This window comes from Pantoea sp. UBA6567, from assembly GCF_002434165.1.
In the GTDB taxonomy this organism is placed as follows: Bacteria; Pseudomonadota; Gammaproteobacteria; order Enterobacterales; family Enterobacteriaceae; genus Pantoea; species Pantoea eucrina.
Genome location: NZ_DJJN01000006.1, coordinates 102,254 through 128,198, shown reverse-complemented (window position 1 = coordinate 128,198; position 25,945 = coordinate 102,254). Strand labels below are relative to the sequence as shown.

The following is a 25,945-nucleotide window of genomic DNA, read 5'->3' as shown; positions in this document are numbered from 1 at the left end:
GCATAACGCTTAGCGCACCAGGCGCGCCGCATAACGCTCAATTGCGGCAGCGATATCGGCAGATACCCGCAGCGTCCGCACTTCGCTGAAGAGAACGTTCGCTTCGGCGTAGGCTTTACGCAGATAGCCCAGCCACTGTTTGATGCGCGCAACGTGATAGTTGCCGGTATCTCCCTGCTTCTCCAGCTGGGTATACTTCAGCAGCAGCGCCACTACGTCCGGCCAGGCCATCGGCGCCTCGTTATGCTTCACTACGCGCCCGAGGTTAGGCACATTCAGCGCACCGCGGCCCAGCATCACCGCATCGCAGCCGGTGATACGCATACACTCCTGCGCATCTTCCCAGCTCCAGATCTCACCGTTGGCGATAACCGGGATCGACAGCCGCTGACGAATTTCGCCAATCGCCTGCCAGTTAATGCATTCAGCCCGGTAGCCATCCTCTTTGGTGCGGCCGTGTACCACCAGCTCGCTGGCTCCCGCCTGCTGTACCGCATCGGCAATTTCAAAGCGGCGATCGCTGCCATCCCAGCCGAGCCGCACTTTAACCGTGACCGGCAGGTGATCCGGCACGGCGGCACGCATCGCCTGCGCGGCGCGGTAAATCAGCTCCGGATCTTTCAGCAGCGTGGCGCCGCCGCCGCTGCCGTTAACCAGCTTTGACGGACAGCCGCAGTTAAGATCGACGCCCCACGAGCCGAGTTCAGCTGCGCGGGCGGCGTTTTCTGCCAGCCAGGCGGGGTGCTGTCCCAGCAGCTGCAGCCGCACCCGCGTACCGGATGGCGTGCGGCTCTGGTGGCGCAGCTCCGGACAGAGGCGATAGAACGACTTTACCGGCAGCAGCTGATCGACCACGCGCAGAAACTCAGTCACGCAGAGATCGTAATCATTGACGCCGGAGAGCAGTTCACGCACCAGTGAATCCAGTACGCCCTCCATCGGAGCCAGTAACACCCGCATCGCGTTATGCGTTCCCGTTGCCTTTGGCAGCCGGACGACGTGAACGTGCCGGTTTGCCCGCGTGACCTGCCGCCGGGCCGTTACCGCCCTGACGACGCGGCGCGCGCGACTCACTCTGCGGACGTGCCGCACCGTTGCCCTGACGCTGACCGCCGCCGGCGCGACCGGCGTTGCCGCCCTGCCCCTGACCGCGACCGCGCGGCTGCTGCTGGCGACCATTCTGGATCGGCTCCGCTTTAATGCTCGGATCCGGCTCAAACCCCGGCAGCGCAATGCGCGGGATCTCACGCTTCAGGAGGCGTTCGATATCACGCAGCAGCTTGTGCTCATCAACGCAGACCAGCGACAGCGCGGCGCCGGTTGCCGCCGCGCGTCCGGTACGGCCGATACGGTGTACGTAATCTTCCGCTACGTTTGGCAGCTCATAGTTCACTACGTGCGGCAGCTCTTCGATATCAAGACCGCGTGCGGCGATATCGGTAGCGACCAGCACGCGAATGCTGCCCGATTTAAAATCAGCCAGCGCGCGGGTACGGGCGCCCTGACTCTTGTTACCGTGGATAGCCGCCGCGGTGATGCCATCTTTATTCAGCTGCTCAGCCAGATGGTTGGCACCGTGCTTGGTACGGGTAAACACCAGTACCTGCTGCCAGTTATCACGGCCAATCATCAGCGACAGCAGTTCCCGCTTGCGCTTTTTATCCACAAAGTGCACCTGCTGCGACACCTGCTCTGACGCGGTGTTGCGGCGGGCAACTTCGACCTGCTCCGGGTTCGTCAGCAGTTTTTCTGCCAGCGTTTTGATTTCGTCGGAGAAGGTTGCTGAGAACAGCAGGTTCTGACGCTTCGCCGGCAGCTTCGCCAGGACGCGACGGATATCGTGAATAAAGCCCATATCGAGCATGCGGTCGGCTTCATCCAGCACCAGAATTTCTACCTGCGAGAGATCAACCGCATTCTGATGCGCCAGATCCAGCAGACGGCCTGGCGTCGCCACCAGTACGTCAACGCCGCCGCGCAGTTTCATCATCTGCGGATTAATGCTGACGCCACCAAATACCACCAGAGAACGCATGTTCAGGTACTGGCTGTATTCGCGCACGTTCTCACCGACCTGTGCGGCCAGCTCACGCGTTGGCGTCAGGATCAGCGCGCGCACCGGGCGGCGGCCGCGTGCAGCGGCAGGGTTTTCAGAAAGACGCTGCAGCAGAGGCAGCGTAAAACCGGCGGTCTTACCGGTACCGGTCTGGGCACTCGCCAGCAGGTCGCGGCCAGCCAGTACCACAGGAATTGCCTGACGCTGAATTGGCGTCGGTTCGCGATAGCCCTGTTCTGCTACCGCACGCAAAATATCGGCATTCAAGCCGAGAGAGTCAAAGGACATGCAGGTGTATTACTCCGAACCGCCCTGATCGCGCTGCGCGATGTAGTTTTCAGGGGGGATATGACGCAGCCCCGGGGGCCTGCGTGTGAAAAGGGCACAAACTACCATGCGTAAGGGGGCGAGTGTATCAGCTTTCCCTGCACACTGCGACCTGCAAAACAGGCGCGTCGCCGGCTGCTTTTGCCTGACAGGACGTGCAGCAGGCAATAAAAAGGGAGCCTTTAAGGCTCCCTGACTGGCGGGATGCGCAGCGGTCAGCTACGCTTTTTCTCCACGCGGGGAGCAGGTTCTCTGGCCAGCAGAGAGACCAGCGCCGGACCCACCAGCATGACCACGCCCAGGCAACCAATCAGCAGGTTGTTATGGAAAAAGCGTGAGATCAGGAACAGCGTCAGCATCGCTGCGCCAAAATAGTAGGTTGTGGTGACCTCTTCCAGAGTGTCACCCATACGGCGTAAACGGGCACTACGCTGCAGGGCCAGCATGGAGATAAACACCACTGCATAAGCTGCCACCAGGGTACTGCTCACTTCAACCAGTGCCTTATGTTTCCAGCCCCAGACCAGTGCAGCAATCACCAGCAGATGCGTGGCGATGTGCAGACAGGTTTGACCGGTAACAATCTGAACACGATTAGACCATTTCATACTTTTCTCCTGGCAGACCCAACAGGTCGCCCAAGTGTATCTGACCGAAGCCAGACGGATTTCCTCAATGTAAAACAAATTTCAGATAAGACCTTAATTTTCTCGCCCTGGCACCACCCGTTTGTGACAAAGACTACACTTTGTTCTATTCATGATGAAAAGGAGCGCGTCGCAGTATGCCACAAAACACGCAAGGATTTTCATTTAAAGTCCTGACGATCAATACCCATAAAGGTTTCACCACGTTTAATCGTCGTTTTATTCTGCCGGAATTACGCGACGCCGTACGCGCCACATCAGCGGATATCGTCTTTTTACAGGAGGTAATGGGTACCCACGCTATTCATGCCGCACAGATAGAAGCGTGGCCTGAGAACTCACATTATGAGTATCTGGCTGACACCATGTGGCACGACTTCGCCTATGGCCGCAACGCGGTTTATCCCGAAGGCCACCACGGCAACGCGATACTGTCACGCTTTCCTATTGCTGAATATCAAAATCGCGACATTTCCGTTGCTGGCAGCGAAAAGCGCGGCATGCTGCACTGCCAGATTACGCTGCCCGACCGGGCACAGCCGCTGCATGTCATTTGCGTCCATCTTGGCCTGAAAGAGAAGCATCGGCTGACGCAGATGAAGATGATGTGCGAGGTGATCAACGCGCTGCCAGCGGATGCACCGCTGGTCGTAGCCGGGGATTTCAACGACTGGCAGGTGCGCGCTAACCGTTTTCTGCAGCGCGGTGCCGGTTTGAAAGAGGTGTTCAGCCTGAAAAATGGCCGGCCGGCGCGCACGTTCCCGGCACGCTTTCCGCTCTTACGCCTCGATCGTATCTATATTCGTAATGCGTCCGTCAGCCAGCCCTGGGCGCTGCCGGTCAAACCCTGGTCTCATCTGTCCGATCATGCGCCGCTGGCGGTGGAGATATTCCTATGAATTTCAACTGGCGTGATGGCAACCAGCTGCGCCTGCTGGAGAATGGCGAAGCGTTTTTTCCGCGCGTATCGGGTGCCATCCAGCGCGCCGAGCGCACGCTGCTGCTCGAAACCTTTATTCTTTTTGAAGATAACGTAGGTAAGGCGCTGCACCGTGACCTGCTGGCGGCGGCACAGCGCGGCGTGAAGGTCGAAGTCATGGTAGATGGCTATGGCTCTCCCGATCTCTCTGATGAGTTTGTTAATACCCTTACGGAGGCGGGCGTTCGGTTTATCTACTACGATCCGCGCCCGCTGGTCATGGGGATGCGTACCAATCTTTTTCGCCGTCTGCACCGTAAAATCGTGGTGATCGATGAGCAGATCGCCTTTGTCGGCGGTATCAATTTCTCGGCTGAGCACAACACCGATTACGGTCCGGAAGCGAAACAGGATTATGCCGTGGAGGTAAAGGGGCCGGTGGTGATCGATATCGCCCGCTTTGTCCAGATGGCGATGGGCAGCGATCAGATCACCCGCCGCTGGTGGGGAAAACCGTCAAGACATGTGGCCGTTAATGCCCAGCCCGGCAGCGCTCAGGTGCTGTTTGTTTATCGCGACAACAATGAACACCGCGACGACATTGAGCAGCACTATCTGGATATGCTGCGCAAAGCGAAACGCGACGTGATTATCGCTAATGCCTACTTCTTCCCTGGCTATCGCCTGCTGCGCGAGATGCGCAACGCTGCCCGGCGCGGCGTGCGCGTGCGGCTGATTGTGCAGGGTGAGCCCGATATGCCGATTGTAAAAGTGGGGGCTGAACTGCTCTATAACTATCTGGTGGATGGCGGTGTGGAGGTCTATGAGTATTGCCGCCGGCCACTGCATGGCAAGGTCGCGGTGCAGGATCAGCACTGGACCACCGTCGGCTCCAGTAACCTCGATCCGCTCAGCCTGTCGCTTAATCTTGAAGCTAACCTGATCATTCACGACCGCGCTTTCAACCAGACGCTGCGCGATAATCTGGAAGGCCTGATTCAGCACGACTGTGTGCGCGTCCAGGATGACAAACTGCCGCCGCGTAACTGGTGGCAGTTAACCAAAGGCGTCATTGTCTTCCACTTTCTGCGCCACTTCCCGGCCATTGCTGGCTGGCTGCCTGCGCATACGCCTCAGCTATCCCAGGTCTCGCCTCCGGTTCAGCCTGAGATGGAGACGCAGGATCGGGTGGAAGCCAATAATGAAGGAGCGAAATCCTGATGAGCAAAAAGAATCCGAAGTGGCGGCTGGCGAAAAAAATTCTCACGTGGCTCTTTTTTATTGCCGTCGTTGTTCTGCTGGTGGTCTACGCGCGCAAAGTCAACTGGGAAGATGTCTACAAGGTTATCACCGGCTACAACCGCTATGTGGTGCTGGGCGCGGCCGGGCTGGTGGTGGTCAGTTATATTACCTATGGCCTGTACGATCTGATTGGCCGCGTCTACTGCGGTCATAAGCTATCGAAGCGGCAGGTCATGCTGGTGTCGTTTATCTGCTACGCCTTTAATCTGACGCTCAGCACCTGGGTGGGCGGCGTCGCCATGCGCTACCGCCTCTATTCACGCCTGGGTCTGTCAGGCAGCACCATCACCCGTATTTTTTCACTGAGCATTGCCACTAACTGGCTTGGCTATATTTTGCTGGGCGGCGTGGTGTTTGTCTCCGGCATGGTGCCGATTCCGCCACGCTGGTTTATCGGTGAAGGCACGCTGCGTATCATCGGAGGCATACTGCTGCTGCTGACGGCAGTCTATCTCTGGGCCTGCGCCTTTGCGAAAAAGCGGCAGTGGACGGTGAAGGGCCAGCGGCTGCAGCTGCCTTCACTGCGTATGGCGCTGTTCCAGTTTGCCGTCTCCTGCGCGAACTGGATGGTGATGGGCACCATTATCTGGCTGCTGCTGATGCGTGAAGTGGACTATCCCATCGTGCTGGGCGTGCTGCTGATCAGCAGTATTGCCGGCGTCATTATTCATATTCCGGCGGGTATCGGCGTGCTGGAAGCGGTGTTTCTGGCGCTGCTGAGCGGACAGCACGCGTCACACGGTGAAATTATCGCCGCGCTGCTTGCCTACCGTGTTCTTTACTTCATTCTGCCGCTGCTGCTGGCGCTGGTGCTTTATCTCTGGCTGGAGAGCCGGGCGAAGCATCTGCGACACAAAAATCAGCAGAAAATGGCAGAGCAGTAACCGCAGCTGGAAGGATAAAAAACGGGGGCGCATCGCTGCGCCCCCGGTAAAGATAAAGCCGGCGTCTTAGCGGCGGTTGCCGAAAATCCGCAGCAGCATCAAAAACAGATTGATGAAGTCGAGGTAGAGCGTCAGCGCCCCCATAATGGAGTAGCGACGCAGGTTTTCGCTATCGCGGGCGTCAATATTTTCACCCACCGCTTTCAGTTTCTGCGTGTCATAGGCGGTCAGCCCCACAAACACCACCACGCCGATATAGGTAATAGCCCACATCAGCGCCGGGCTTTTCAGCCAGAAGTTCACCAGCGACGCCAGCACGATACCAATCAGCGCCATAAACAGCAGGCTGCCGATACGGCTCAGATCGCGTTTGGTGGTGTAGCCGTAAAAGCTCATCGCCCCAAACATTCCGGCGGTAACAAAAAAGGTGCTGGCGATAGACGAGTAGGTGTAAACCAGAAAAATACTCGCCATGGTCAGGCCGGTCAGCGCCGAATAGAGCATAAATAGCGCCGTCGCCACGGCCCCGCTCATACGCTGGACCAGACCCGACAGCACAAAGACCAGCGCCAGCTGTGCGATGATCAGGCCAAAGAAGGTAATGCGGTTAGCGAACACCAGCTCCATGACCGCAGGCGTACGCGCGGCAAACCAGGAGACAAACGCGGTGAGCAGCAGGCCGCAGGTCATCCAGCCGTACACCTGAGCCATATAGGCCTGCAGCCCGGCCGACGCCGGCTGCACAAACGAATCATTACGTGGATATCGATCCATGATGCACCTCTCAAATAGAAATTACAGGGTCAGAGTGAAGTGTATACCATGCCGCCTCAACGGCGCGTCATACACTGCTGATATCGGCTGTTAACCCGCTGGGCAAACCACGCGGTGGTCAGATTACGGGTGATTTTCGGGCTCTCCAGTTTGATCCCCGGCAGCATTTCGCGCGGCACCCGCTTGCCCGCCATTTTGTCAGCCAGAATGAAGGTCTGTTTCCATAACGTTGTGTCGCTGAAGCCCGCCGTGTCCCCTTTTTCCAGATCGCGGCGAATTTCCCGGTCGCTCATATCCAGGCGTTTACCCAGCGTACGTACCGCCAGCTCAGTCGAGCCCGCCTGCTCGCTGCCGTAATTGATCAGATCGCCATCCAGCGCCAGACGAATACCACTGGCGCGCGCAATCGCGGCCTGAAACGCCGCGTTGCGGCTGGCATACCAGCCTGCGTTAAAGTCGGCAAAGCGATAGAGCGGCTGACTATAGTCTGCCGGATAGCCCAGCAGATGCTTCGTGCCGAACCAGATCCCTCCGCGCCGGCTGAACACCTCGCGCCGGATCGAACCATCGATGGCATACGGGTAGCCCTGCGCATGCGCCTCGGCAAAGGCAACGCTTACCTGCATCGGCCCGCCGGTGTGTACCGGGTTCAGTTTGCCAAACAGCGTCTGCCCCATCGGCACCATATCGATAAAATCATCAAAAATGGCGCTCAGCTCCTTTTCACTGCGCACCTTGTCCAGCCGCGCGGCGTAGCTTTCACCATTGGAGGATTTGATCAGCAGCGCAGTCCGCACCAGAAATGCCGGAATGTGCAGCTTTGCCGCGCGCCGGTCAATCTCCCCCCAGGCAATTTTTGGCAGCCCGGGCACCTCAGCATCGGCGCTGAAATTTGACTCCTGCCCGGCGACGGCGATCACCGCGCACAGATTGCTGGCGCTCGTATCGAGCTGCTGGACACGGAAAGCGGTATAGATGTCATCAGCCCAGGCTGATTTTTGCGTCACGTACCCGGGCAGCAGCTGCTCAATCTGCGCTTTAACATCTGCGGGCTGGCGCGCCGGCGCCTGCGGCTCTTTTTTACTGCTGCAGCCGGCCACGATCAGCGCGGTCAGCAGAAGCGCGCCGCGGCGTAAGAAGGTTGGTTTCATCCTGCTCCCTGATAAAAAAATGCGTGCTTCAGGCACGTTGCGGGCGCGAGGCTCCCGGCCCCCGCCCTGTCAGTTATTACTCCCAGCGCGCCGCTGCCTGATGGTCGCTGTCACGCGCATCCACCCAGCGATCCCCCTCCGGGGTGGCTTCGCGCTTCCAGAACGGCGCACGGGTTTTAAGATAATCCATAATAAATTCTGCGGCTGCGAATGCGCTGCCGCGGTGTGCGCTGCTGACGCCCACCAGCACTATCTCATCACCGGGAAAGAGTTCACCCACGCGATGGATCACTGTTATCTGCTGCAATGGCCAGCGCTGCCGGGCAGCCTCAGCGATTTCCGCCAGCGCTTTTTCCGTCATACCCGGATAGTGCTCCAGCGTCAGCGCCGCTACGTCGGCGCCGAGGTTATGATTGCGCACTTTACCGGTGAAGGTAACGATAGCGCCATCCCGATCGTCTGCGGCCAGCAGCCGGTATTCAGCCCCGGTATCAAACGGCTCGGGGCCAACGCGAATACGGGTTGTCATGGTTAACCTCCGGTGACCGGCGGGAAAAACGCCACTTCATCACCCGCCTGCAGCGGATGCGTCATGGGGACCAGCGTCTGATTGACTGCGGCCAGCAGCCTGCCCGATTCCAGCGCCAGCGCCCAGCGATCGCTGCGCTGCGCCAGTGCAGCACGCAGTGCCGCCACGTCAGGATAGGCTTCCGGCAGCGTCAGCTCGCTGGTGCCGCTCAGCTCACGCACCTGGGCAAAAAACAGGACTTTAATCATGGCTGACCGCCCTGAAGTCACCTGACTTCCCGCCGCTTTTGCTCAGCAGGCGCAGCTGGTCAATCACGATATCTTTCTGCACCGCTTTGCACATGTCATAGATGGTCAGCGCCGCCACGGAAGCGGCCGTCAGCGCCTCCATCTCCACTCCGGTTTTACCGGTCAGGCGGCAGCGCGCGGTGACGCGTACCCGGCTCTGCGCCGGTTCCGCTTCCAGCGTCACTTCCACTTTACTCAGCATCAGCGGATGACAGAGCGGTATCAGCTCCCAGGTGCGCTTCGCCGCCTGAATGCCGGCGATACGGGCCGTGGCAAAGACATCGCCTTTATGATGGCTGCCTTCCATGATCATCTGCAGCGTGGCTGGTGACATCAAAACCAGCGCCTCCGCCTGCGCTTCGCGCACGGTTTCATTTTTGCCGGAGACATCAACCATGTGCGCTTCGCCAGCGGCGTTAATATGCGTTAACTGATTCATACAGTGACTTTCTTCAGATGAGAGACAAAATTACAGGGCCGGGTGCGCGCATCCAGCTGATCGGCGATGATGCGCTCCCAGCCGCAGCGGCAGGCGCTTGTAGAGCCTGGCAGGGCAAAAATCAGGGTCTGATTGGCGAGGCCGGCAACGGCACGCGACTGCAGCGTTGCGCTGCCGATATCTTCATACGAGAACATACGGAACAGTTCGCCAAAGCCGTCAATTTCGCGGTCAAACAGCGGCAGCAGCGCTTCCGGCGTACTGTTTTTGCTGTTAAAGCCGGTGCCGCCGTTCACAATCACCACCTGGATATCGTCGCTGGCGATCCAGCGCGATACCGTGGCGCGAATGCGGTAGCGATTGTCAGGCAGAATAGCGTGATCCACCACCTGATGCCCCGCGTCCGCCAGCGCCTCACGCAGATAGTCTCCTGAGGTGTTACTCGCCGCATCGCGGCTGTCGGATATGGTCAGCACCGCGGCAGTCAGAGCGGTAAATTCGCCGGTTGGTTTAGCCATGGCTGTAACTCCTGTGTTTAGCCACCAATGAAAGAGAGATTTTGCGTAATACCGGTCTGGCCCTGATGCAGAAAGTGGGTCTGCTTTTTCTGGCCAAGACTATGGGCGATACGCGCCTGCAGCTCGTCCTGCTGTGCATCGGAGGCGAGCAGATCGCGCAGCTCTACCCCACCGTCGCCAAACAGGCAGAGGTGCAGTTTACCGGTGGCCGAGACGCGCAGCCGGTTGCAGCTGGCGCAGAAATCTTTTTCATAAGGCATAATCAGGCCGACCTCACCCTGATAGTCGGGATGACGAAATACCTGTGCCGGCCCGTCGCTGCGGCCGCGCGGCTGCCGCTGCCAGCCCTGCACGATCAGCCGGTCGCGGATCACCTCACCGGAGATATGGTGACGCCGGAACAGATCGCCCCCTTCACCGGTTTCCATCAGCTCAATAAAACGCAGCTGAATCGGACGCGTGCGGATCCAGGCCAGAAACGTATCCAGACTCTGGCTGTTAACATCACGCATCAGCACGCTGTTAACTTTGACTTTTTCGAATCCGGCGTCAAACGCGGCGTCGATACCGGCCATGACCTCAGCAAATTTGTTCTGCCCGGTGATGGCATGAAACTGCCGCGCATCCAGGCTGTCCACGCTGACGTTAATGTGCGTCAGCCCTGCATCGCGCCATGACTGTACGTCACGCGCCATGCGATAGCCGTTGGTGGTCACCGCAATCTGTCGCAGCGCGGCGTTTTCACGCACGGCAGCGATGATGTCGGTAAAGTCGCGACGCATCGAGGGTTCACCGCCGGTAAGCCGGATCTTCTCCGTTCCCGCCGCGGTAAAGGCGCGGGTCACCCGGCGGATCTCATCCAGCGAGAGAAAGCTTTTGTTGCGGGTACTGCCAGGCTTGTAGCCGTCCGGCAGACAGTAAGTACAACGGAAATTACATACATCCGTGATCGACAGGCGCAAATAGTAGAAGCTGCGCGCCCAGGCATCTGTAAATTGTGGCACCTTAACACCTTTCCAAAGTCGGGAGATGCAGGCATTTCTTTCTGCACCCTGGCAGCATGACGCTGCGGCCAGGCGGCCCTATCATTTGACTTAGGCGCGCAAGGCTTGGGAGTTTGTTGTCATTGAGGACAACGCGGTCTCTGGATGGTAGCGCGCTTTGCGTCAGTCAGCCAGTCACTGCGTGCGTTGTATAACATGATATATAACGATTTTTCGCGGCATTATCGCAGCAGAATAGGCTAAACTGCGCCACATGACGCTGCCCCCGGCAGCAAAGAATTGGCTTTCAGCGCAGTGGACCGATAAGGAGCAGCATGAATCGAACGCTGGCAGATTTAGATCGCGTGGTGGCACTGGGCGGCGGACACGGCCTGGGCCGCGTCATGTCAGCGCTGGCGCCGCTGGGCTCGCGACTCACCGGTATAGTGACCACCACGGACAATGGCGGCTCCACCGGACGTATCCGCCGTTCAGAGGGGGGGATCGCCTGGGGAGACATGCGCAACTGTCTTAATCAGCTGATCACCGAGCCCAGCGTCGCTTCCGCGATGTTTGAATACCGTTTTGCCGGTAACGGCGAACTGGCGGGCCACAATCTTGGCAACCTGATCCTGAAAGCGCTGGATCATCTCAGCGTGCGTCCGCTGGAAGCGATTAACATTATCCGCAATCTGCTCAAGGTTGATGCGTTTCTCATCCCGATGTCAGAGCAGCCGGTTGATCTGGTCGCGCAGGATGCAGAAGGCAACATGGTGTATGGCGAAACCGCGATTGATGAGATGCGTCAGGCGCCTCAGGCGCTGATGCTGCATCCGGCGGTTAATCCCACCCGCGAAGCGCTGGACGCCGTGGCTGAAGCCGATCTGATCCTGATTGGCCCGGGCAGTTTCTATACCAGCCTGATGCCGATTTTGCTGATGGAAGAGATGGCGCGCGCGCTGCGGCGTACGCCCGCTACGATGGTATTTATTGGCAATCTTGGCCGCGAGCTTAGCCCGGCAGCCGCCCGTCTTAGCGTGGCAGATAAGCTGGCCATTATGGAGCAGGCGATTGGTAAACGGGTTATTGATGCCGTAGTGATCAGCCCGACTGCCGACACGCAGGGTCTGGCGCAGCGCATTATTGTGCAGGAGCCGCTGGAAGCTGAAGATATCCGTTATCGCCACGATCGACAGCTGCTGCGCCTGGCGCTGGAGCACGCCATCCAGGCGCTTTAAAGCCGCCAGCCGTATAAATACGCCAGGGCCGCATAAATGCGGCCCATGTGGAATGCGGCTCCTGCGGAATGCGGCACGGGTTGGTGGTTATGAGGCGGCAATAAACAGTTCGCGCAGCTCATGCAGCCGGTCGCGCAGGCTGGCGGCTTCTTCAAACTCCAGGTTTTGCGCATGCTGCTGCATCTGCGCTTCCAGTTCGTGAATTTTCTTCTGCATCGCCTGTGGCGTAAGCGCCAGGTAATCAGCATCATTCTCTGCTGCCGTGCGCGTGGCCGTTTTGCCTTTGCCGCGCGTTTTCACCACGTTTTTGCCCAGCTCAAGAATATCCGTGATCTTCTTATTCAGCCCCTGCGGCACAATGCCGTGCTCGGTGTTGTAGCGCTCCTGCTTCTCGCGACGTCGCTCTGTCTCTTCAATCGCGCGTGCCATAGAGGGCGTGATTTTATCAGCATAAAGAATCGCTTTGCCGTTCACGTTACGCGCTGCACGACCAATCGTCTGGATCAGGGAGCGTTCTGAACGCAGGAAGCCCTCTTTGTCGGCGTCGAGAATCGCCACCAGGGAGACCTCCGGCATATCAAGTCCCTCACGCAGCAGGTTAATCCCTACCAGCACGTCAAACTCGCCCAGGCGCAGGTCGCGAATAATCTCCATGCGCTCAACGGTATCGATATCAGAGTGCAGATAGCGCACCTTCTCACCATGCTCTTCAAGATATTCAGTGAGGTCTTCAGCCATACGCTTGGTCAGCGTCGTCACCAGCACGCGTTCGTTGATCTCCACGCGTTTGCGGATTTCAGAGAGCAGATCATCCACCTGTGTGCCGACCGGGCGCACCTCAAGAATGGGATCGAGCAGACCTGTCGGACGCACTACCTGATCGATCACTTCCGTGCCCGATTTTTCCAGCTCATATTTACCCGGCGTGGCGGAGACATAAATGGTCTGCGGGGCCAGCGCCTCAAACTCTTCAAACCGAAGCGGACGGTTGTCCAGTGCGGACGGCAGGCGGAAGCCGTACTCCACCAGCGTCTCTTTACGCGCGCGGTCGCCGCGATACATGCCGCCAATCTGCGGAATAGTAACGTGCGACTCATCCACCACCAGCAGACCATCGGCCGGCAGATAGTCAAACAGGGTCGGCGGCGCTTCACCCGGTCCGCGTCCCGAGAGATAGCGGGAGTAGTTCTCAATCCCCGAGCAGTAACCCAGCTCGTTCATCATCTCCAGGTCAAACTGGGTGCGCTGCGTAATGCGCTGCTCTTCCAGCAGCTTGTTGTTTTCCAGCAGCACCTTACGGCGCAGGGCCAGCTCATCTTTGATCTCTTCCATCGCCTGCAGGATGCGCTCGCGCGGCGTAACGTAGTGCGTTTTGGGATAGATGGTAAAGCGCGGGATCACTGACTCAATTTGTCCGGTAAGCGGATCAAACAGTGAGAGCCGCTCAACCTCTTCATCAAACAGCTCCACCCGCAGAGCCATATCGTCGGACTCCGCCGGGAAGATATCGATCACCTCCCCGCGCACGCGGAACGTACCGCGCTGAAACGCCTGATCGTTACGCGCATACTGCAGCTCAGCCAGACGCCGTAAAATACTGCGCTGATCGATGATCATACCGCGCGTCAGATGCAGCATCATTTTCAGATAGAGATCGGGATCGCCCAGACCATAAATTGCCGAGACCGACGCGACCACGATGACATCGCGCCGTTCCAGCATCGCTTTGGTGGCAGAGAGGCGCATCTGCTCAATGTGCTCGTTCACCGCCGCATCTTTTTCGATAAAGGTGTCAGAACTCGGCACATAGGCTTCAGGCTGATAGTAGTCATAGTAAGAGACGAAAAATTCTACCGCGTTGTCCGGAAAAAACTCTTTCATCTCCCCATAGAGCTGCGCCGCCAGCGTTTTATTAGGCGCCAGAACCATCGTCGGCCGGTTGAGATCGGCAATCACATTGGCAACGGTAAAGGTTTTGCCCGATCCCGTTACGCCGAGCAGGGTCTGATGCGCAAGGCCATCTTCCAGCCCCTCCTCCAGACGGCGGATCGCTTCAGGCTGATCGCCTGAAGGCTTAAAGGCGGAGTTGAGTTTAAAGACTTTGCTCATGATTTCAGAATTCCTGCTGAAGAAAAGGGCTGGCAGGCTGATAATTCTACTCTGCTATGGCGATTTTGCCAGAAAAAAACACTGGATATATTTACAGATAAACGCCACGATGGTCCTGCTGCCCGTGGCGCCGCTTCAGAGGCATTAAAGCGGCAGCTGGCTAAAATATGTCGCGCCAGGTTATCCCCAGGCGGGCCGGGCTTTTAACAATTGTCAAGAGAACGTCATTAAAATGCAGCGGTAAACTTCAGCCGGAGTTTTACAGGCTTGCTTTTAGATAACATACTGAATTTAATGAAAATAGACCAAAAGCCCAGTTTCGCAGCATAATGTATCCAGGCCGCGTATTTCCTCGCTTGCGCCCGGTTTTCAGTCGCTAATGCACAAGGTTATCCACAGGAATAGTGGATAAGTGAAGCCAGCCCCGAGCCCGCAGGCTGTGTATAAAAAATCCCGCCCTCTTCTGCGCTAACAAAAAAATTTTTTTTATGATTATTTTTCCAGCAGGGCTGGCGCAATTAACTATTCTTTTTTGATTCCACAGCGCCGCCACGCCTGGGCTGCGCTGTTTTCCTGCGCTGGACCGCTGCCTTATTAATGAACAGATGCACCAGAAAAGCTTAGTAATCAGCACCGTCAAAGTGCAGCAGCTTAATCACCCCTTTTCACAGTTAAGATTTCCTGATGTGTAAGGCACAATTACGGGCATTTATTAACGACAGAAACGCAGGATTATCGATCTGGCCCGTTGATTGCATCTCTTTTCCGGCGGCAGAACATTCAGGTTTAACAGGGACGCCCTGATGTCTGATACCACCGCGTTACTTAATCTGTCACTGCATGCCAGACGACACAGAGCGGGTGCATTCAGGCTAACTATCTGTAAGGAGAAGATCAGATGCTGAGTTTACGTTCGGTGAATCAGTTTTATGGCCAGAATCAGATTCTGTGGGATGTCGATCTTGATCTGCCTCCGGGATCCTGCACTGGCGTGCTGGGCAGTCCGGGGATGGGGAAAACCACGCTGGTAAACTGCATTATGGGCCATCTGCCGGTCAACAGCGGCTCTATCTGCTGGCAGGAGGCGGGCTATCCGCCGGAGAACCTGCTGCTGCAGCCCGCCGTGCAGCGGGCGCGGATGGGCATCGGATATGTGCCGCAAAAGCGCCATATCTTTACGCAGATGAGCGTTGAGGACAATCTGCTGATCGCCCTGCTGGCGGCTGAAGATGAGCGCAACCGCGCCATTCCGGAGATGGTGTTTGAGCTGTTTCCCGCGCTCTATTCACTGCGCCATCAGCGCAGCGGTGAGCTGCCGGTTAATCTGCAGCAGCAGCTGGCACTGGCGCGCGCGCTGGTACTGAAACCGCGCCTGCTGATCCTCGATGAGCCTTCCGGTACGATGTCGCCGTGGCTGGAGGAGGAGACGGGCAACCTGATCCGGCGGCTCAACCGGGAGTATGGCCTGACCATCCTGCTGCTGGAGCAGCACGTCTCGTTTATACGCCGCGTCGCCGACTACTTTCTGCTGCTGCACCGCGGACGTAATGTGGCGCAGGGGCGCGTTGCGCAGCTGGACGATTTTACCGTGAACAAATGGCTGACGCCGGCCTGATCTCTTAAGGGATGCTTATCGCTCAGGGCAGCGTCAGGTAGCGTCCGCAGGTCGCCTGCTCCGTCCCGGACGCCAGCCAGGGGATTTCGCCCAGAAACGGCGCGTCGATGCGCTGGCGCAGCGACGCAATATATTCACGATGCCGCTTGCCCGGCGGCTGAATATCGTTTGCGATCCAGCCTGCCAGTGGTAAGCCGGCTGCCTTGATCGCCGCAGCGGTCAGCATGGCGTGATTAATACAGCCCAGCTTTACGCCCACCACCAGGATCACCGGCAGCTGCTCTGCGATGACCCAGTCCGCATAGGTCTGCGTCTCAGAAAGCGGCGTAAACCAGCCGCCCGCCCCCTCAACCAGCAGCCATTCAGCCTGCGCTTCCACGCTGCGCAGACCCGCCGAGAGCTGTGCAAAGTCGATCGGCCTGCCCTCTTCTGCGCTCACGATATGCGGTGAGGTCGGCTCCATAAATGCCAGCGGGTTAACCTGTTCATAGCGCAGCGGCACGCTGCTGTAGCGCTGCAGCGCCAGCGCATCGCTGTTGCGCACGCCCTCCGCCGTCATCTCACAGCCCGACGCTACCGGTTTATACCCTGCCGTACGCAGCCCGGCAGCGCTGGCCGCCTGCAGCAGCGCGCCGCTGGCAACTGTTTTTCCCACTTCGGTGTCGGTTCCGGTGATAAACCAGCGTTTCATTTTTGCAAAACTCCATACATCAGGTGATAAGTGAGGCGATAGCCCTGTTCATCCTGCGGCCAGTACCGCTCAAGCTGCGCCAGCTGCTGACGCGTCAGTACGCTGTTGCTGCGTCCGCCGTGCAGGTGGGTCGCGCCAATTCCCTTCAGCGAGCGCATCGCACTCAGCGCATCCGGAAAGTGCAGCGTGATGATCTGCTGCGTGCTGCGCAGCGGCTGCGCCCGCGCGGCAGCGGTAACCTCACCGGCCTGAAGAAAGCGGTTGGCGTGACGACGGGAATCTATCGCTGCCCATGCGCGATCCACCTCCGGCAGCGATCCCGCCAGCAGCGTGGAAAAAAGCGCGGTGCCGCCGGGCCGCAGCACGCGATAAAATTGCTGCAGAGCCACGCTCAGATCGCTGCTCCACTGCACCGCCAGGTTGCTCCAGACGCCATCCACGCTGCCGTCCGCCAGCGGCAGCCGGTCGATATCGCCCTGCAGATAATGGTGCGCCGATCGCTGCGCGCGCGCGGCGTCCAGCATCGGCAAAGAGAGATCGAGCGCGGTTACCCGACGGTCGCGATCGCGCCAGTACCGGCTGTACCAGCCGGTGCCGCAGCCGGCATCGAGCAGGTGCGGACCAAATCCGGCTGGCGCACAGGCCAGCAGCGCATCGCCGCTCAGGCGCTGCAGCGCGGCGTGCTGTTCATAGTGTGGCGCGGCGCGACCAAACGCCTGCGCCACCGCCTGCTTGTTAACCTGCAGCGTCATACAACGCCTCCAGCAGCGCGTCGATATCTTCCGGCTCATGCGCCGCCGTAAGGGTAATGCGCAGCCGGGCCGTACCGGGCGGCACGGTAGGCGGGCGGATGGCGCTGACCCAGCATCCCGCCTGCGCCAGCCGCTGCGAGAGCGCCAGCGCGGCCGCGTTCTCCCCCACAATCAGCGGCTGAATGGCACTCTCTGAGGCGGGAAGGCTCCACGGCAGCTGCGCTGCGCCGGCGCGAAAGCGGCTGATATTGGCCCGCAGTCGTGCCCGCAGCGCATCGCCCTGCTGCACCTGCTGCAGCGCCGCCAGCAGCGCGCAGCACTGCGCCGGCGGCATGGCGGTAGAGTAAATAAGGTGGCGCGAGAACTGTTCAACGTAATCGGCGGTCGCATCATCGCACAGCAGCGCTGCGCCGCTGACGCCAAAGCCTTTGCCAAACGTCACCACCAGCAGCTCAGGTTTCACCTGCTGCTGCCAGCAGCTGCCGCGCCCCTGTTCACCGCTCACGCCAATGCCGTGCGCGTCATCGACCAGCAGCCAGCCGTCCGCAGCCCGGGTCGCCGCAGCAATCTCCGCCAGCGGTGCGCTGTCACCATCCATGCTGAAAACGCCTTCGGTGACCACCAGCGTGGCGCCCGCCCCCGGCTGCGCCAGCAGCTTTTGCAGACTTGACGGCTGATTATGCGCAAAACGCCGCAGCGTGGCCGGGCTGTGACTGGCAGCATCCAGCAGCGACGCGTGCGCCAGTTTGTCCGCCACGATGCGGTCCTGCTTCTGCGCCAGCAGATGCACAATCGCCTGGTTGGCGGCAAAGCCGGAGATAAACAGCAGCGCGCGTGAATAGCCGAGCCAGCCTGCCAGCTGCTGCTCCAGCTCTGCATGATAACGGCTATAGCCGGTCACATACGCGGACGCCCCTGCCCCGGCTCCCGCCTGCGCCGCACCCTGCTGCCAGGCCGCAATCACCGCCGGATGCCGGCTCAGCCCGAGATAGTCGTTACCGGAGAAGTGGCGATAGCGCTGACCGTCCAGCGTGATTTCCCGCACGCTGTTCTGCTCAACACAGCGCCGGTAGCGCCAGCCATCCGCGTCCCGGCGCGCCTGCAGCGCCCCGGTAATACGTTCAGCCCACATTTACACCGCCGCGTTGTAAAACTGCGGCGTATCGGCCTCAGCCAGCTGCGCCTGCAGCTGATGCTGCTGTGCGTTATCCCCGCTCGCGGTTGTGGTATGTTCCGGATTCAGCCCCAGCTTGCGGAACAGGATCAGATCTTTATCCTCCTCCGGATTGGGCGTGGTCAGCAGTTTGCAGCCATAGAAAATAGAGTTAGCGCCCGCCATAAAACACATCGCCTGCGTCTGCTCGCTCATCTGCTCACGCCCCGCTGAGAGACGCACGTGCGAAGAGGGCATCATGATGCGCGCTACGGCGATAGTGCGGATAAAATCAAACGGCTCCACGTCAGCGTTATCCGCCATCGGCGTGCCTTTGACTTTTACCAGCATGTTGATCGGCACGCTCTCTGGCGGCACCGGCAGGTTTGCCAGCTGCACCAGCAGTCCGGCGCGATCCGTCACCGTTTCACCCAGACCGACAATGCCGCCGGAGCAGACCTTGATACCGGCCCCACGCACTTTATCCAGCGTATCGAGACGCTCCTGGTAGGTACGGGTCGTGATGACGCTGCCGTAAAATTCCGGTGAGGTATCCAGGTTATGGTTGTAGAAATCGAGTCCGGCCTCTGCCAGACGCTGCGCCTGGTTTTGTTCCAGCGTCCCCAGCGTCATGCAGGTTTCCATGCCGAGCGCTTTCACGCCCTGCACCATCTGCTCCAGATAAGGCATATCGCGTTCGTGCGGGTTTTTCCATGCGGCGCCCATGCAGAAACGGCTGGAGCCGGCCGCTTTAGCTTTACGCGCCGAGGCGAGCACCGCCTCCACCTCCATCAGCCGTTCTGACTCCAGTCCGGTTTTGTAGCGCGCGCTCTGCGGGCAATATTTACAATCTTCCGGGCAGGCGCCGGTTTTAATCGACAGCAGCGTGCTGACCTGTACCTGACGTGGGTCAAAATGCTGGCGATGCACCTGCTGCGCCTCAAACATCAGTTCCAGAAAAGGTTTATCAAACAGGGCCTGGGCCTGGGCCAGTGTCCAGCGGTTAGCCATTACATACTCCAAAAAGGGGTTCATCCCGACAATGATCGTGGTTATACTTGTAAACTAAATCTTTTCAAAATGGTTTACAAGACAGATGTTCACGCCTGACGACCTCGATTTTGACCGCCAGCATATCTGGCATCCCTACACCTCAATGCGCGACCCGCTGCCCTGTTATCCGGTGGTGGCCGCCCAGGGTTGCCAGCTGCAGCTGGCAGATGGACGCGAGCTGGTTGACGGTATGTCGTCATGGTGGGCGGCGATCCACGGCTACAATCATCCGCGTCTCAACCAGGCACTGCAGCAGCAGATGGCGCAGATGTCACACGTGATGTTCGGCGGTATTACCCATCCGGCAGCAGTCGCGCTGAGCCGTCAGCTGGTGGCGATGACGCCTGAAGCGCTGGAGTGCGTGTTTCTGGCTGACTCCGGATCCATTGCGGTGGAAGTCGCGATGAAAATGGCGCTGCAGTACTGGCTGGGTCGCGGCGAGAGGCGCCAGACATTCCTGACGCTGAAGCGCGGCTATCACGGCGATACGTTTGCGGCGATGGCGGTATGCGATCCGGAAAACTCAATGCACAGCCTGTGGCGTGGCTATCTGCCGGAGCATCTGTTTGCCGCTGCGCCGCAGTGCGGTTTCACTGATACATGGGATGATGCCGATTTCAGCGACTTCGCCCGGCTGGCGGAGCAGCACCATCGCGACATTGCCGCGGTGATCCTGGAACCGATTGTGCAGGGTGCGGGCGGGATGCGCTTTTACCATCCGCGCTATCTGCAGCAGGTGCGGGCGCTGTGCGATCGCTACGGGCTGCTGCTGATCGCCGATGAGATCGCCACCGGCTTCGGCCGCAGCGGCAAGCTGTTTGCCTGTGAACACGCGGGCGTGACACCCGATATTTTATGCCTCGGCAAAGCGCTGACCGGCGGGATGATGACGCTCGCCGCCACGCTGACCACGCGCGAGGTGGCTGACACCATCAGCCGCAGCGCCGCTGGCTGCTTTATGCATGGCCCGACCTTTATGGGCAACCCGCTTGCCTGCGCGGTCGCGGCTGAAAGTCTGGCCATGGTGGCGGAAGGAGAGTGGCAGACGCAGGTCGCGGCCATTGAGCAGCAGCTGCAGCGGGAGCTGCTGCCGCTGCAGCTGCATCCCGCCGTGGCGCAGGCGCGCGTGCTGGGTGCCATTGGCGTTATCGAAACGCATCAGCCGGTGAATATGGCCGCGCTGCAGCAGTTCTTTGTTGAGCGCGGCGTCTGGATCCGCCCGTTTGGCCGGCTCATCTATCTGATGCCACCTTATCTGATTTCTGCGCAGGCGCTGAGCCAGCTCACCCGCGCCATTCGGGACGCGCTGGATCACGCTGGCCATTTTCAGCCCTGACGCCGCTGGTATCTGCTGCGCTTTTGCACCATGATGACCTTCCGCGATTAGTAAAAAAGGAGGAGTTATGCGCCTGTTTAGTCAGGATTTTAACGACGGCGATAAGATGCCAGAGCGCCACGTGTTTAACGGCATGGGTTATCAGGGCGATAACCTGTCGCCCCATCTCGCCTGGGATGAGGTGCCGGAAGGCACTAAGAGCTTTGTTGTCACCTGCTACGATCCCGATGCGCCCACCGGTTCCGGCTGGTGGCACTGGGTGGTAGCCAATATTCCGGCTGACGTCACCGTGTTGCCGCAGGGCGCCGGTTCCGGCGTGGCGGAGCTGCCTGAAAGCGCTATCCAGACCCGTACCGACTTCGGCCAGACCGGCTACGGCGGCGCCGCACCGCCGCAGGGAGAATCACACCGCTACATTTTCAGCGTGCACGCGCTGGACGTGGAGACGCTGGATGTGGATGAAGGCGCCAGCGGCGCAATGGTCGGCTTTAACGTGCATTTCCATGCTCTTGCCAGCGCATCGGTTACGGTAAAATACGCCTGATCGCACCGGGCGCGCTTCGCTGCGCACCCTGATAAAGGTCGCCTCTGAGGGCGACCTTGCGTGACATCATCACGCCAGCGCGAGGATCGCTACCCACATCGGCCCCTGCCCGACCGCATAACGCGCCAGCGGCTGCAGCAGGCCACGCTCCGCAATCCGGTACACTTCAATATGATGCGATTTCTGTCCCGCAGCCACCAGGTAAGCGCCACGGCTATCGATATTAAAACCGCGCGGCTGCGTTTCCGTTGGCTGATGGCCCTCAATGGTCAGCGCATCGCCCGCTTCACTGACGCTGAACACGGTAATCGTGCTGCTGGTGCGATCGCAGGCGTAGAGCGACCGGCCATCCGGTGTGATATGAATATCTGCCGCCCAGCGTGTGCCACTGAAATCAGCCGGCATCATATCCAGACTTTGTACGCACCTCATCTCGCCCTGCAGTGACCAGACATCCACCGTGCTGTTGAGTTCATTGACCACATAGCCATAAGCGCCGCCGGGATGAAACGCCATATGGCGCGGGCCTGCGCCTGCGGCAGTATTGACGTCTGCCTGCGCGTGCGGCGTCAGCGTGCCATCCTGATGCAGCTGAAAACGGCAGATGCGATCCTGCTTCAGCGCCGGCACCAGCAGCGTCTCGTTATCCAGGTCGATGTTGGCGGAGTGGCATCCCTCAAGGCCGTTGATCACCTGCGACGGGGCCTGCGGCAGGCCGTTCTCATCCAGCGGACTGATGCTGACGCAGGCGTCGTTATAGGAGCCGCAGAAGAGAAACCGGCCTTCGCGATCGGTGGAGATATGCGTCGGGCTGCCTGGCAGCGGCGCTTCACCCGCCAGCGTCAGCGTTCCGTCTGCGGCGATGCGGTAGGCGAGCACGCGAAAATCGGGACGTACGCCCACATAAAGAAAATCTTTTTTCGGGCTCACCACCATTGGCTGCACCTGACCGGCCACATCGGTAACCTGCAGTAGCGTCAGCGCGCCATCTTCCTGAAGCTGCCAGGCGTGGATCTGCTGGCTCTCGGGACTGGCGGTATACACGACTTGTTTCATGCGTTTTTCCTTATTCGCTGCCTGATGAAAGGGATAACTGTAGCCTGTTTCAGCCGGCTACGCTGGCGGGATTTTTGCCCGCTTTTTTGTCTCAGCGCGGCTGGCAGGTGTAGACTTGATGCCTGGTTATTCAAAGACGGAACCCGTAATGAGCTATCGCGTAATCGCCCTCGATCTGGATGGCACCCTGCTGACACCCAATAAAACTATTCTGCCTGAATCGCTGGAGGCGCTGGCCCGCGCGCAGCAGGCGGGCGTTAAAGTGCTGATCGTTACCGGTCGCCATCACTGCGCTATCCACCCTTTTTATCAGGCGCTGCAGCTTGATACACCCGCAATCTGCTGTAACGGTACCTATTTGTATGATTATCAGGCAAAAAAAGTGCTGGCCGCCGATCCGCTGGCGAAAAGTCAGGCTGCAAGGGTAATAGAGATGCTTGACGAGGAGAACATTCACGGTCTGCTGTACGTCGACGATGCCATGCTCTACCAGGAGCCGACCGGTCACGTCACCCGCACGCTGAACTGGGCGCAATCGTTGCCGGAAGCGCAGCGCCCGCTGTTCCTGCAGGTGCCCAGCCTGGCGCAGGCGGCGCAGGATGCTGAAGCGATCTGGAAGTTTGCCCTGTCACATCCGGATACCCGCGCATTACAGCAGTTTGCTGAACGTACCGAAGCGGAGCTGGGCCTGGCGTGTGAATGGTCCTGGCACGATCAGGTTGATATCGCCCAGGCGGGTAACAGCAAAGGCAAACGCCTGGCGCAGTGGGTGGAGAGCCAGGGCTTCAGCATGCAGGAGGTGCTGGCGTTTGGCGATAACTATAACGACCTTAGCATGCTGGAGCAGGTGGGGCTGGGCGTGGCAATGGGCAACGCCGATGATGCCATCAAAGCGCGCGCGGCCGAGGTGACCGGCACCAACCTTGAGCCGGGCATTGCAGAGATTATTCGCCGGGAAGTGCTGTGACGGCAGCCGCCTCCGTCAGGCAATAACTGAAACGCTTTTGAGCTGGACATAGAGCCACTGATCGACGCGAATGCCCAGCTCATCGCGTGCCCACGGCGTGATGCGTGCCCAGAGCTCGCTGCTGCCGATGCGGACCCTGACTTCGACCTGATCGTCAATATCCAGCAGCTCCATGACCTGCGCAGGCAGAATGTTACGCACGGAGGTATGCTGGGCTGGCTGCAGCGCCAGTGAGACATCGGCTGACGCGATGCGAATGCGCAGCGTGCTTTTTGCTGGCAGGTTAACGCGACTCACCCAGATATGCTGATCGCCCAGCAGCAGTGCGGTCATGGGATAGTAAGGATGCTGCTCCAGCACCTGCACGCGCAGCACGCTGGTGCGTTCGCTGACCGGCAGCCAGGGGCGCATTGCGCTGCTGCTCCAGACTTTCTCCAGCGGGCCTGCCGCTTTAACGCTGCCGTTATCCAGCACCAGCACATTGTCCGCGAGCTGCACAATCTCATCCAGGCTGTGCGAAACGTAGAGCACCGGCACGGCAATCTGCTTTGTCAGCTGCTGCAGCCACGGCAGCAGCTCACGCTTGCGCGGCAGATCCAGTGACGCCAGGGGTTCATCCATCAGCAGCAGATCGGGCGCACTCAGCAGCGCCCGGCCAATCGCCACGCGCTGTTTTTCACCGCCTGAAAGCGTGGCCGGAAAGCGATCCAGCAGCGCATCCAGTCCCAGCAGCGTCACCAGCTGCGCAAACTGCGGCTTCATTGATGCGGCCATGCTGTACTGCAGATTGCCGCGCACCCGATAGTGCGGAAAGAGTCGCGCGTCCTGAAACACATAGCCGATACGCCGCTGCTCCGGCGGCAGATTGATGCCGCGCGCGCTGTCAAACAGCAGCCGCTCATTGATCTGTATGCGGCCCAGCTGCGGCTGGGTCAGGCCGCTGATAGCGTTGATCAGCGACGTTTTACCCGCGCCCGAGACGCCAAACACGGCGGTAATACCGTGCGCCGGCAGCGTCGTATCCAGCTCCAGCAAATGATCACCCAGCCGCTGGGAAAACTGCAGCGTCAGCATCAGGCGATCCCCCAGCGTTTGCGGCCCCAGCGCGCCAGTAATTCTGACGCCACCAGCGACAGCAGCGCCAGTGCGATAGCCATCGCACAGAGCCGCGCGGCGGTGCTTTCTGCACCCGGCGTTTCAATCAGGGAAAACATCGCGGAAGGAATGGTACGGGTTTCTCCGGGGATATTGGAGACAAAGGTGATCGTGGCGCCAAACTCCCCCAGCGAACGGGCAAACGCCAGCACGGTACCGGCAATAATGCCCGGCAGCGTCAGCGGCAGCGTAATAGTAAAGAAGACCCGCCAGCGCCCCGCTCCCAGCGTTCGCGCGGCCTGCTCCAGCCGGGTATCCACCGCCTCCAGCGCCAGCCGGATGGCGCGCACCATCAGCGGAAATGCCATCACCGCCGCCGCCAGCGCCGCACCGCGCCAGCTGAAGGCGAAGGTAAAGCCAAACCACTCCCAGAGCCAGGCACCGATCGCGCCGCGACGTCCCAGCGCCAGCAGCAGCAGATAGCCCACCACTACCGGCGGCAGCACCAGCGGCAGATGCACCAGGCTATCGAGCAGCGTTTTACCCGGAAAACGGCAGCGTGCCAGAATCCAGGCCATGAGAATGCCAAACGGCAGGCTGCACAGCACCGCCACGCAGGAAACTTTCAGGCTGAGCGCAACAGCCTGCCACTCGGGATCGCTCAGTATCATTTTTTCGGCGTAAATCCATACTGTTTAAAAATAGCTGCGGCCTCAGGTCCCTGCAGATAGTGCCAGAAGGCGCTGACCGCCGCGTTCTGATGCGCTTTGACTATGGCCATCGGATACTCCACCGGCGGATGAGAATCGGCGGGAAAACGCCCGGCTACAACAACCTCTTTACTCGCGACGGCGTCAGATCCATACACGATGCCATAGGGGGTTTCGTTACGCTCAACCAGCGCCAGCGCGGCGCGCACGTTGCTGGCTGGCGCAAGCTGTGACGCGAGCTGCTGCCAGGCGCCCAGCTTCTGCAGCGCTGCTTTAGCGTAAATCCCGGCGGGCACATGTGCCGGATCGCCCACCGCCAGACGCTGCCCCTGCAGCAGATTTTTCCAGTTGGTGGCGGCAGAGATGGTTACGGGTGCCGCGCCGGCAGCTTTAGGCGCGATCAGCACCAGATCGTTACCCAATAGCGTTACGCGCGTCTCCGCTTCAATGCTCTGATTTGCCGCCGCGTCATCCATCCACTGCTGATCGGCAGAGATAAAGAGATCGGCCGGCGCGCCCTGTTCAATCTGGCGTGCCAGCGTGGAGGAGGAGGCAAACGAGGAGACCACTTCGGTCCCACTCTGCTGCTGATACCGGGTAGCGATCTCCTGCAGCGCATTGGTCAGTGATGCTGCAGCAAACACCGTAATTTTATCAGCCGCCACCGCCTGGCCCGCCAGCGAAAGGGTCAGCGTAGCCGTAGCCAGCCAGTAAGAAGATTTGTTCAGCATGTAAGACTCCCTGTTTCGTTGTATACCGAATGATACAACGCCTGGGCAGATGCCGCTATGCGCAGCATGCGGATAAATA

At 59.4% G+C, this 25,945-nt stretch carries 27 protein-coding genes and 1 riboswitch; of the genes, 8 read left to right on the top strand and 19 right to left on the bottom strand.

The genetic code is table 11. The annotated features are described in order from the left end of the window. Positions 1–9 precede the first annotated feature (9 nt). The 3 genes from dusC to B4M48_RS06600 all read right to left on the bottom strand — a co-directional run bounded on the left by dusC (position 10) and on the right by B4M48_RS06600 (position 2,991). Positions 10–960: a tRNA dihydrouridine(16) synthase DusC gene (gene dusC / locus B4M48_RS06610; protein ID WP_071669007.1), complete on the bottom strand. Its 951-nt coding sequence runs from the start codon at positions 958–960 to the stop codon at positions 10–12. Between the two features lie 4 nt (positions 961–964). Then, a complete protein-coding gene (gene rhlE / locus B4M48_RS06605; protein WP_039383341.1) occupies positions 965–2,344 on the bottom strand; it encodes an ATP-dependent RNA helicase RhlE in 1,380 nt (459 codons plus the stop codon). 254 nt (positions 2,345–2,598) lie between these two features. Next, on the bottom strand, positions 2,599–2,991 hold the full coding sequence (locus tag B4M48_RS06600; RefSeq protein WP_039383339.1) for a YbhQ family protein: 393 nt from the start codon (positions 2,989–2,991) through the stop codon (positions 2,599–2,601). 176 nt (positions 2,992–3,167) lie between these two features. On the opposite strand from B4M48_RS06600, the gene B4M48_RS06595 reads away from it, so the two are divergent. The 3 genes from B4M48_RS06595 to B4M48_RS06585 are packed head-to-tail and all read left to right on the top strand — an operon-like array spanning position 3,168 to position 6,135. Further along, entirely contained in the window at positions 3,168–3,929 is a 762-nt protein-coding gene (locus B4M48_RS06595; RefSeq protein WP_071669005.1) for an endonuclease/exonuclease/phosphatase family protein, read from the top strand. After that, positions 3,926–5,170: a cardiolipin synthase ClsB gene (gene clsB / locus B4M48_RS06590; RefSeq protein WP_039383337.1), complete on the top strand. Its 1,245-nt coding sequence runs from the start codon at positions 3,926–3,928 to the stop codon at positions 5,168–5,170. Before B4M48_RS06595 ends, clsB begins: the two co-directional genes overlap by 4 nt. Further along, positions 5,170–6,135: a lysylphosphatidylglycerol synthase domain-containing protein gene (locus B4M48_RS06585; protein WP_039383336.1), complete on the top strand. Its 966-nt coding sequence runs from the start codon at positions 5,170–5,172 to the stop codon at positions 6,133–6,135. The genes clsB and B4M48_RS06585 overlap by 1 nt, the downstream gene beginning before the upstream one ends. Before the next feature lie 66 nt (positions 6,136–6,201). Here the strand turns inward: B4M48_RS06585 and B4M48_RS06580 are convergent, their stop codons facing one another. The 7 genes from B4M48_RS06580 to moaA form a co-directional block, all read right to left on the bottom strand. Next, positions 6,202–6,909 carry a Bax inhibitor-1/YccA family protein gene (locus tag B4M48_RS06580; protein WP_039383334.1) on the bottom strand — a complete coding sequence of 236 codons (708 nt, stop codon included), beginning with the start codon at positions 6,907–6,909 and terminating at the stop codon, positions 6,202–6,204. A 56-nt stretch (positions 6,910–6,965) separates the two neighbouring features. Continuing rightward, positions 6,966–8,060: a DUF1615 domain-containing protein gene (locus B4M48_RS06575; RefSeq protein ID WP_039383332.1), complete on the bottom strand. Its 1,095-nt coding sequence runs from the start codon at positions 8,058–8,060 to the stop codon at positions 6,966–6,968. Positions 8,061–8,136: 76 nt separating this feature from the next. Beyond that, on the bottom strand, positions 8,137–8,589 hold the full coding sequence (gene moaE / locus B4M48_RS06570; RefSeq protein ID WP_039383330.1) for a molybdopterin synthase catalytic subunit MoaE: 453 nt from the start codon (positions 8,587–8,589) through the stop codon (positions 8,137–8,139). A gap of 2 nt (positions 8,590–8,591) precedes the next feature. Next, a complete protein-coding gene (gene moaD, locus B4M48_RS06565; RefSeq protein ID WP_039383327.1) occupies positions 8,592–8,837 on the bottom strand; it encodes a molybdopterin synthase sulfur carrier subunit in 246 nt (81 codons plus the stop codon). Beyond that, positions 8,830–9,315, bottom strand: a complete 486-nt coding sequence (gene moaC / locus B4M48_RS06560; RefSeq protein WP_039383325.1) for a cyclic pyranopterin monophosphate synthase MoaC — start codon at positions 9,313–9,315, stop codon at positions 8,830–8,832. Before moaC ends, moaD begins: the two co-directional genes overlap by 8 nt. Then, positions 9,312–9,833, bottom strand: a complete 522-nt coding sequence (gene moaB / locus B4M48_RS06555) for a molybdenum cofactor biosynthesis protein B (RefSeq protein ID WP_286877185.1) — start codon at positions 9,831–9,833, stop codon at positions 9,312–9,314. Before moaB ends, moaC begins: the two co-directional genes overlap by 4 nt. Before the next feature lie 17 nt (positions 9,834–9,850). After that, positions 9,851–10,837, bottom strand: coding sequence for a GTP 3',8-cyclase MoaA (gene moaA / locus B4M48_RS06550; RefSeq protein WP_039383320.1), 987 nt, complete (start codon positions 10,835–10,837; stop codon positions 9,851–9,853). Further along, a riboswitch (molybdenum cofactor riboswitch) is annotated at positions 10,826–10,961 on the bottom strand. (Overlaps the previous gene by 12 nt.) A 190-nt stretch (positions 10,962–11,151) precedes the next feature. Between moaA and B4M48_RS06545 the strand changes: the two genes are divergently transcribed. Next, complete coding sequence (locus B4M48_RS06545) at positions 11,152–12,054, top strand: gluconeogenesis factor YvcK family protein (protein WP_039383318.1); 903 nt, start codon at positions 11,152–11,154, stop codon at positions 12,052–12,054. A gap of 87 nt (positions 12,055–12,141) precedes the next feature. On the opposite strand, the gene uvrB is transcribed toward B4M48_RS06545, so the two are convergent. Further along, positions 12,142–14,163 (bottom strand): excinuclease ABC subunit UvrB, encoded by a 2,022-nt coding sequence (gene uvrB, locus B4M48_RS06540; protein ID WP_039383316.1) that lies wholly within the window; start codon positions 14,161–14,163, stop codon positions 12,142–12,144. 898 nt (positions 14,164–15,061) lie between these two features. Between uvrB and B4M48_RS06535 the strand changes: the two genes are divergently transcribed. Continuing rightward, entirely contained in the window at positions 15,062–15,778 is a 717-nt protein-coding gene (locus B4M48_RS06535) for an ABC transporter ATP-binding protein (RefSeq protein ID WP_288656264.1), read from the top strand. A gap of 22 nt (positions 15,779–15,800) precedes the next feature. On the opposite strand, the gene bioD is transcribed toward B4M48_RS06535, so the two are convergent. Genes bioD through bioB form a run of 4 tightly spaced genes read right to left on the bottom strand, consistent with a single transcriptional unit; the run spans position 15,801 to position 19,385 of the window. Beyond that, a complete protein-coding gene (bioD, locus tag B4M48_RS06530) occupies positions 15,801–16,469 on the bottom strand; it encodes a dethiobiotin synthase (RefSeq protein ID WP_071669003.1) in 669 nt (222 codons plus the stop codon). Beyond that, positions 16,466–17,221, bottom strand: coding sequence for a malonyl-ACP O-methyltransferase BioC (gene bioC / locus B4M48_RS06525; protein WP_039383310.1), 756 nt, complete (start codon positions 17,219–17,221; stop codon positions 16,466–16,468). The genes bioD and bioC overlap by 4 nt, the downstream gene beginning before the upstream one ends. After that, positions 17,205–18,353, bottom strand: a complete 1,149-nt coding sequence (gene bioF / locus B4M48_RS06520; protein WP_250341010.1) for an 8-amino-7-oxononanoate synthase — start codon at positions 18,351–18,353, stop codon at positions 17,205–17,207. Before bioF ends, bioC begins: the two co-directional genes overlap by 17 nt. Further along, a complete protein-coding gene (gene bioB, locus B4M48_RS06515) occupies positions 18,354–19,385 on the bottom strand; it encodes a biotin synthase BioB (RefSeq protein WP_071669001.1) in 1,032 nt (343 codons plus the stop codon). Positions 19,386–19,470: 85 nt separating this feature from the next. Here bioB and bioA point away from each other — a divergent pair, with 85 nt between their 5' ends. Both bioA and B4M48_RS06505 read left to right on the top strand, forming a co-directional pair. Next, the gene (gene bioA / locus B4M48_RS06510) at positions 19,471–20,763 is read left to right on the top strand and encodes an adenosylmethionine--8-amino-7-oxononanoate transaminase (RefSeq protein ID WP_039383304.1); all 1,293 of its coding nucleotides are present in this window, start codon (positions 19,471–19,473) and stop codon (positions 20,761–20,763) included. Positions 20,764–20,830: 67 nt separating this feature from the next. Beyond that, positions 20,831–21,307 carry a kinase inhibitor gene (locus tag B4M48_RS06505; protein WP_039383301.1) on the top strand — a complete coding sequence of 159 codons (477 nt, stop codon included), beginning with the start codon at positions 20,831–20,833 and terminating at the stop codon, positions 21,305–21,307. Between the two features lie 69 nt (positions 21,308–21,376). On the opposite strand, the gene pgl is transcribed toward B4M48_RS06505, so the two are convergent. Beyond that, positions 21,377–22,363 carry a 6-phosphogluconolactonase gene (pgl, locus tag B4M48_RS06500; protein ID WP_039383299.1) on the bottom strand — a complete coding sequence of 329 codons (987 nt, stop codon included), beginning with the start codon at positions 22,361–22,363 and terminating at the stop codon, positions 21,377–21,379. A gap of 148 nt (positions 22,364–22,511) precedes the next feature. On the opposite strand from pgl, the gene B4M48_RS06495 reads away from it, so the two are divergent. Then, positions 22,512–23,330: a pyridoxal phosphatase gene (locus B4M48_RS06495; RefSeq protein WP_039383296.1), complete on the top strand. Its 819-nt coding sequence runs from the start codon at positions 22,512–22,514 to the stop codon at positions 23,328–23,330. A 15-nt stretch (positions 23,331–23,345) separates the two neighbouring features. Here the strand turns inward: B4M48_RS06495 and modC are convergent, their stop codons facing one another. Genes modC through modA form a run of 3 tightly spaced genes read right to left on the bottom strand, consistent with a single transcriptional unit; the run spans position 23,346 to position 25,866 of the window. Then, the gene (gene modC / locus B4M48_RS06490) at positions 23,346–24,404 is read right to left on the bottom strand and encodes a molybdenum ABC transporter ATP-binding protein ModC (RefSeq protein ID WP_039383294.1); all 1,059 of its coding nucleotides are present in this window, start codon (positions 24,402–24,404) and stop codon (positions 23,346–23,348) included. Next, entirely contained in the window at positions 24,404–25,096 is a 693-nt protein-coding gene (gene modB / locus B4M48_RS06485; protein ID WP_288656262.1) for a molybdate ABC transporter permease subunit, read from the bottom strand. Before modB ends, modC begins: the two co-directional genes overlap by 1 nt. Continuing rightward, a complete protein-coding gene (gene modA, locus B4M48_RS06480) occupies positions 25,093–25,866 on the bottom strand; it encodes a molybdate ABC transporter substrate-binding protein (protein WP_288656260.1) in 774 nt (257 codons plus the stop codon). The genes modB and modA overlap by 4 nt, the downstream gene beginning before the upstream one ends. Positions 25,867–25,945: the final 79 nt, after the last annotated feature.

Coding starts and splice junctions, on each gene's coding strand:
- dusC (WP_071669007.1), bottom strand. CDS start 960: ATGCGGGTGTTACTGGCTCCGATGGAGGGCGTACTGGATTCACTGGTG.
- rhlE (WP_039383341.1), bottom strand. CDS start 2,344: ATGTCCTTTGACTCTCTCGGCTTGAATGCCGATATTTTGCGTGCGGTA.
- B4M48_RS06600 (WP_039383339.1), bottom strand. CDS start 2,991: ATGAAATGGTCTAATCGTGTTCAGATTGTTACCGGTCAAACCTGTCTG.
- B4M48_RS06595 (WP_071669005.1), top strand. CDS start 3,168: ATGCCACAAAACACGCAAGGATTTTCATTTAAAGTCCTGACGATCAAT.
- clsB (WP_039383337.1), top strand. CDS start 3,926: ATGAATTTCAACTGGCGTGATGGCAACCAGCTGCGCCTGCTGGAGAAT.
- B4M48_RS06585 (WP_039383336.1), top strand. CDS start 5,170: ATGAGCAAAAAGAATCCGAAGTGGCGGCTGGCGAAAAAAATTCTCACG.
- B4M48_RS06580 (WP_039383334.1), bottom strand. CDS start 6,909: ATGGATCGATATCCACGTAATGATTCGTTTGTGCAGCCGGCGTCGGCC.
- B4M48_RS06575 (WP_039383332.1), bottom strand. CDS start 8,060: ATGAAACCAACCTTCTTACGCCGCGGCGCGCTTCTGCTGACCGCGCTG.
- moaE (WP_039383330.1), bottom strand. CDS start 8,589: ATGACAACCCGTATTCGCGTTGGCCCCGAGCCGTTTGATACCGGGGCT.
- moaD (WP_039383327.1), bottom strand. CDS start 8,837: ATGATTAAAGTCCTGTTTTTTGCCCAGGTGCGTGAGCTGAGCGGCACC.
- moaC (WP_039383325.1), bottom strand. CDS start 9,315: ATGAATCAGTTAACGCATATTAACGCCGCTGGCGAAGCGCACATGGTT.
- moaB (WP_286877185.1), bottom strand. CDS start 9,833: ATGGCTAAACCAACCGGCGAATTTACCGCTCTGACTGCCGCGGTGCTG.
- B4M48_RS06545 (WP_039383318.1), top strand. CDS start 11,152: ATGAATCGAACGCTGGCAGATTTAGATCGCGTGGTGGCACTGGGCGGC.
- uvrB (WP_039383316.1), bottom strand. CDS start 14,163: ATGAGCAAAGTCTTTAAACTCAACTCCGCCTTTAAGCCTTCAGGCGAT.
- B4M48_RS06535 (WP_288656264.1), top strand. CDS start 15,062: ATGCTGAGTTTACGTTCGGTGAATCAGTTTTATGGCCAGAATCAGATT.
- bioD (WP_071669003.1), bottom strand. CDS start 16,469: ATGAAACGCTGGTTTATCACCGGAACCGACACCGAAGTGGGAAAAACA.
- bioC (WP_039383310.1), bottom strand. CDS start 17,221: ATGACGCTGCAGGTTAACAAGCAGGCGGTGGCGCAGGCGTTTGGTCGC.
- bioF (WP_250341010.1), bottom strand. CDS start 18,353: ATGTGGGCTGAACGTATTACCGGGGCGCTGCAGGCGCGCCGGGACGCG.
- bioB (WP_071669001.1), bottom strand. CDS start 19,385: ATGGCTAACCGCTGGACACTGGCCCAGGCCCAGGCCCTGTTTGATAAA.
- bioA (WP_039383304.1), top strand. CDS start 19,471: ATGTTCACGCCTGACGACCTCGATTTTGACCGCCAGCATATCTGGCAT.
- B4M48_RS06505 (WP_039383301.1), top strand. CDS start 20,831: ATGCGCCTGTTTAGTCAGGATTTTAACGACGGCGATAAGATGCCAGAG.
- pgl (WP_039383299.1), bottom strand. CDS start 22,363: ATGAAACAAGTCGTGTATACCGCCAGTCCCGAGAGCCAGCAGATCCAC.
- B4M48_RS06495 (WP_039383296.1), top strand. CDS start 22,512: ATGAGCTATCGCGTAATCGCCCTCGATCTGGATGGCACCCTGCTGACA.
- modC (WP_039383294.1), bottom strand. CDS start 24,404: ATGCTGACGCTGCAGTTTTCCCAGCGGCTGGGTGATCATTTGCTGGAG.
- modB (WP_288656262.1), bottom strand. CDS start 25,096: ATGATACTGAGCGATCCCGAGTGGCAGGCTGTTGCGCTCAGCCTGAAA.
- modA (WP_288656260.1), bottom strand. CDS start 25,866: ATGCTGAACAAATCTTCTTACTGGCTGGCTACGGCTACGCTGACCCTT.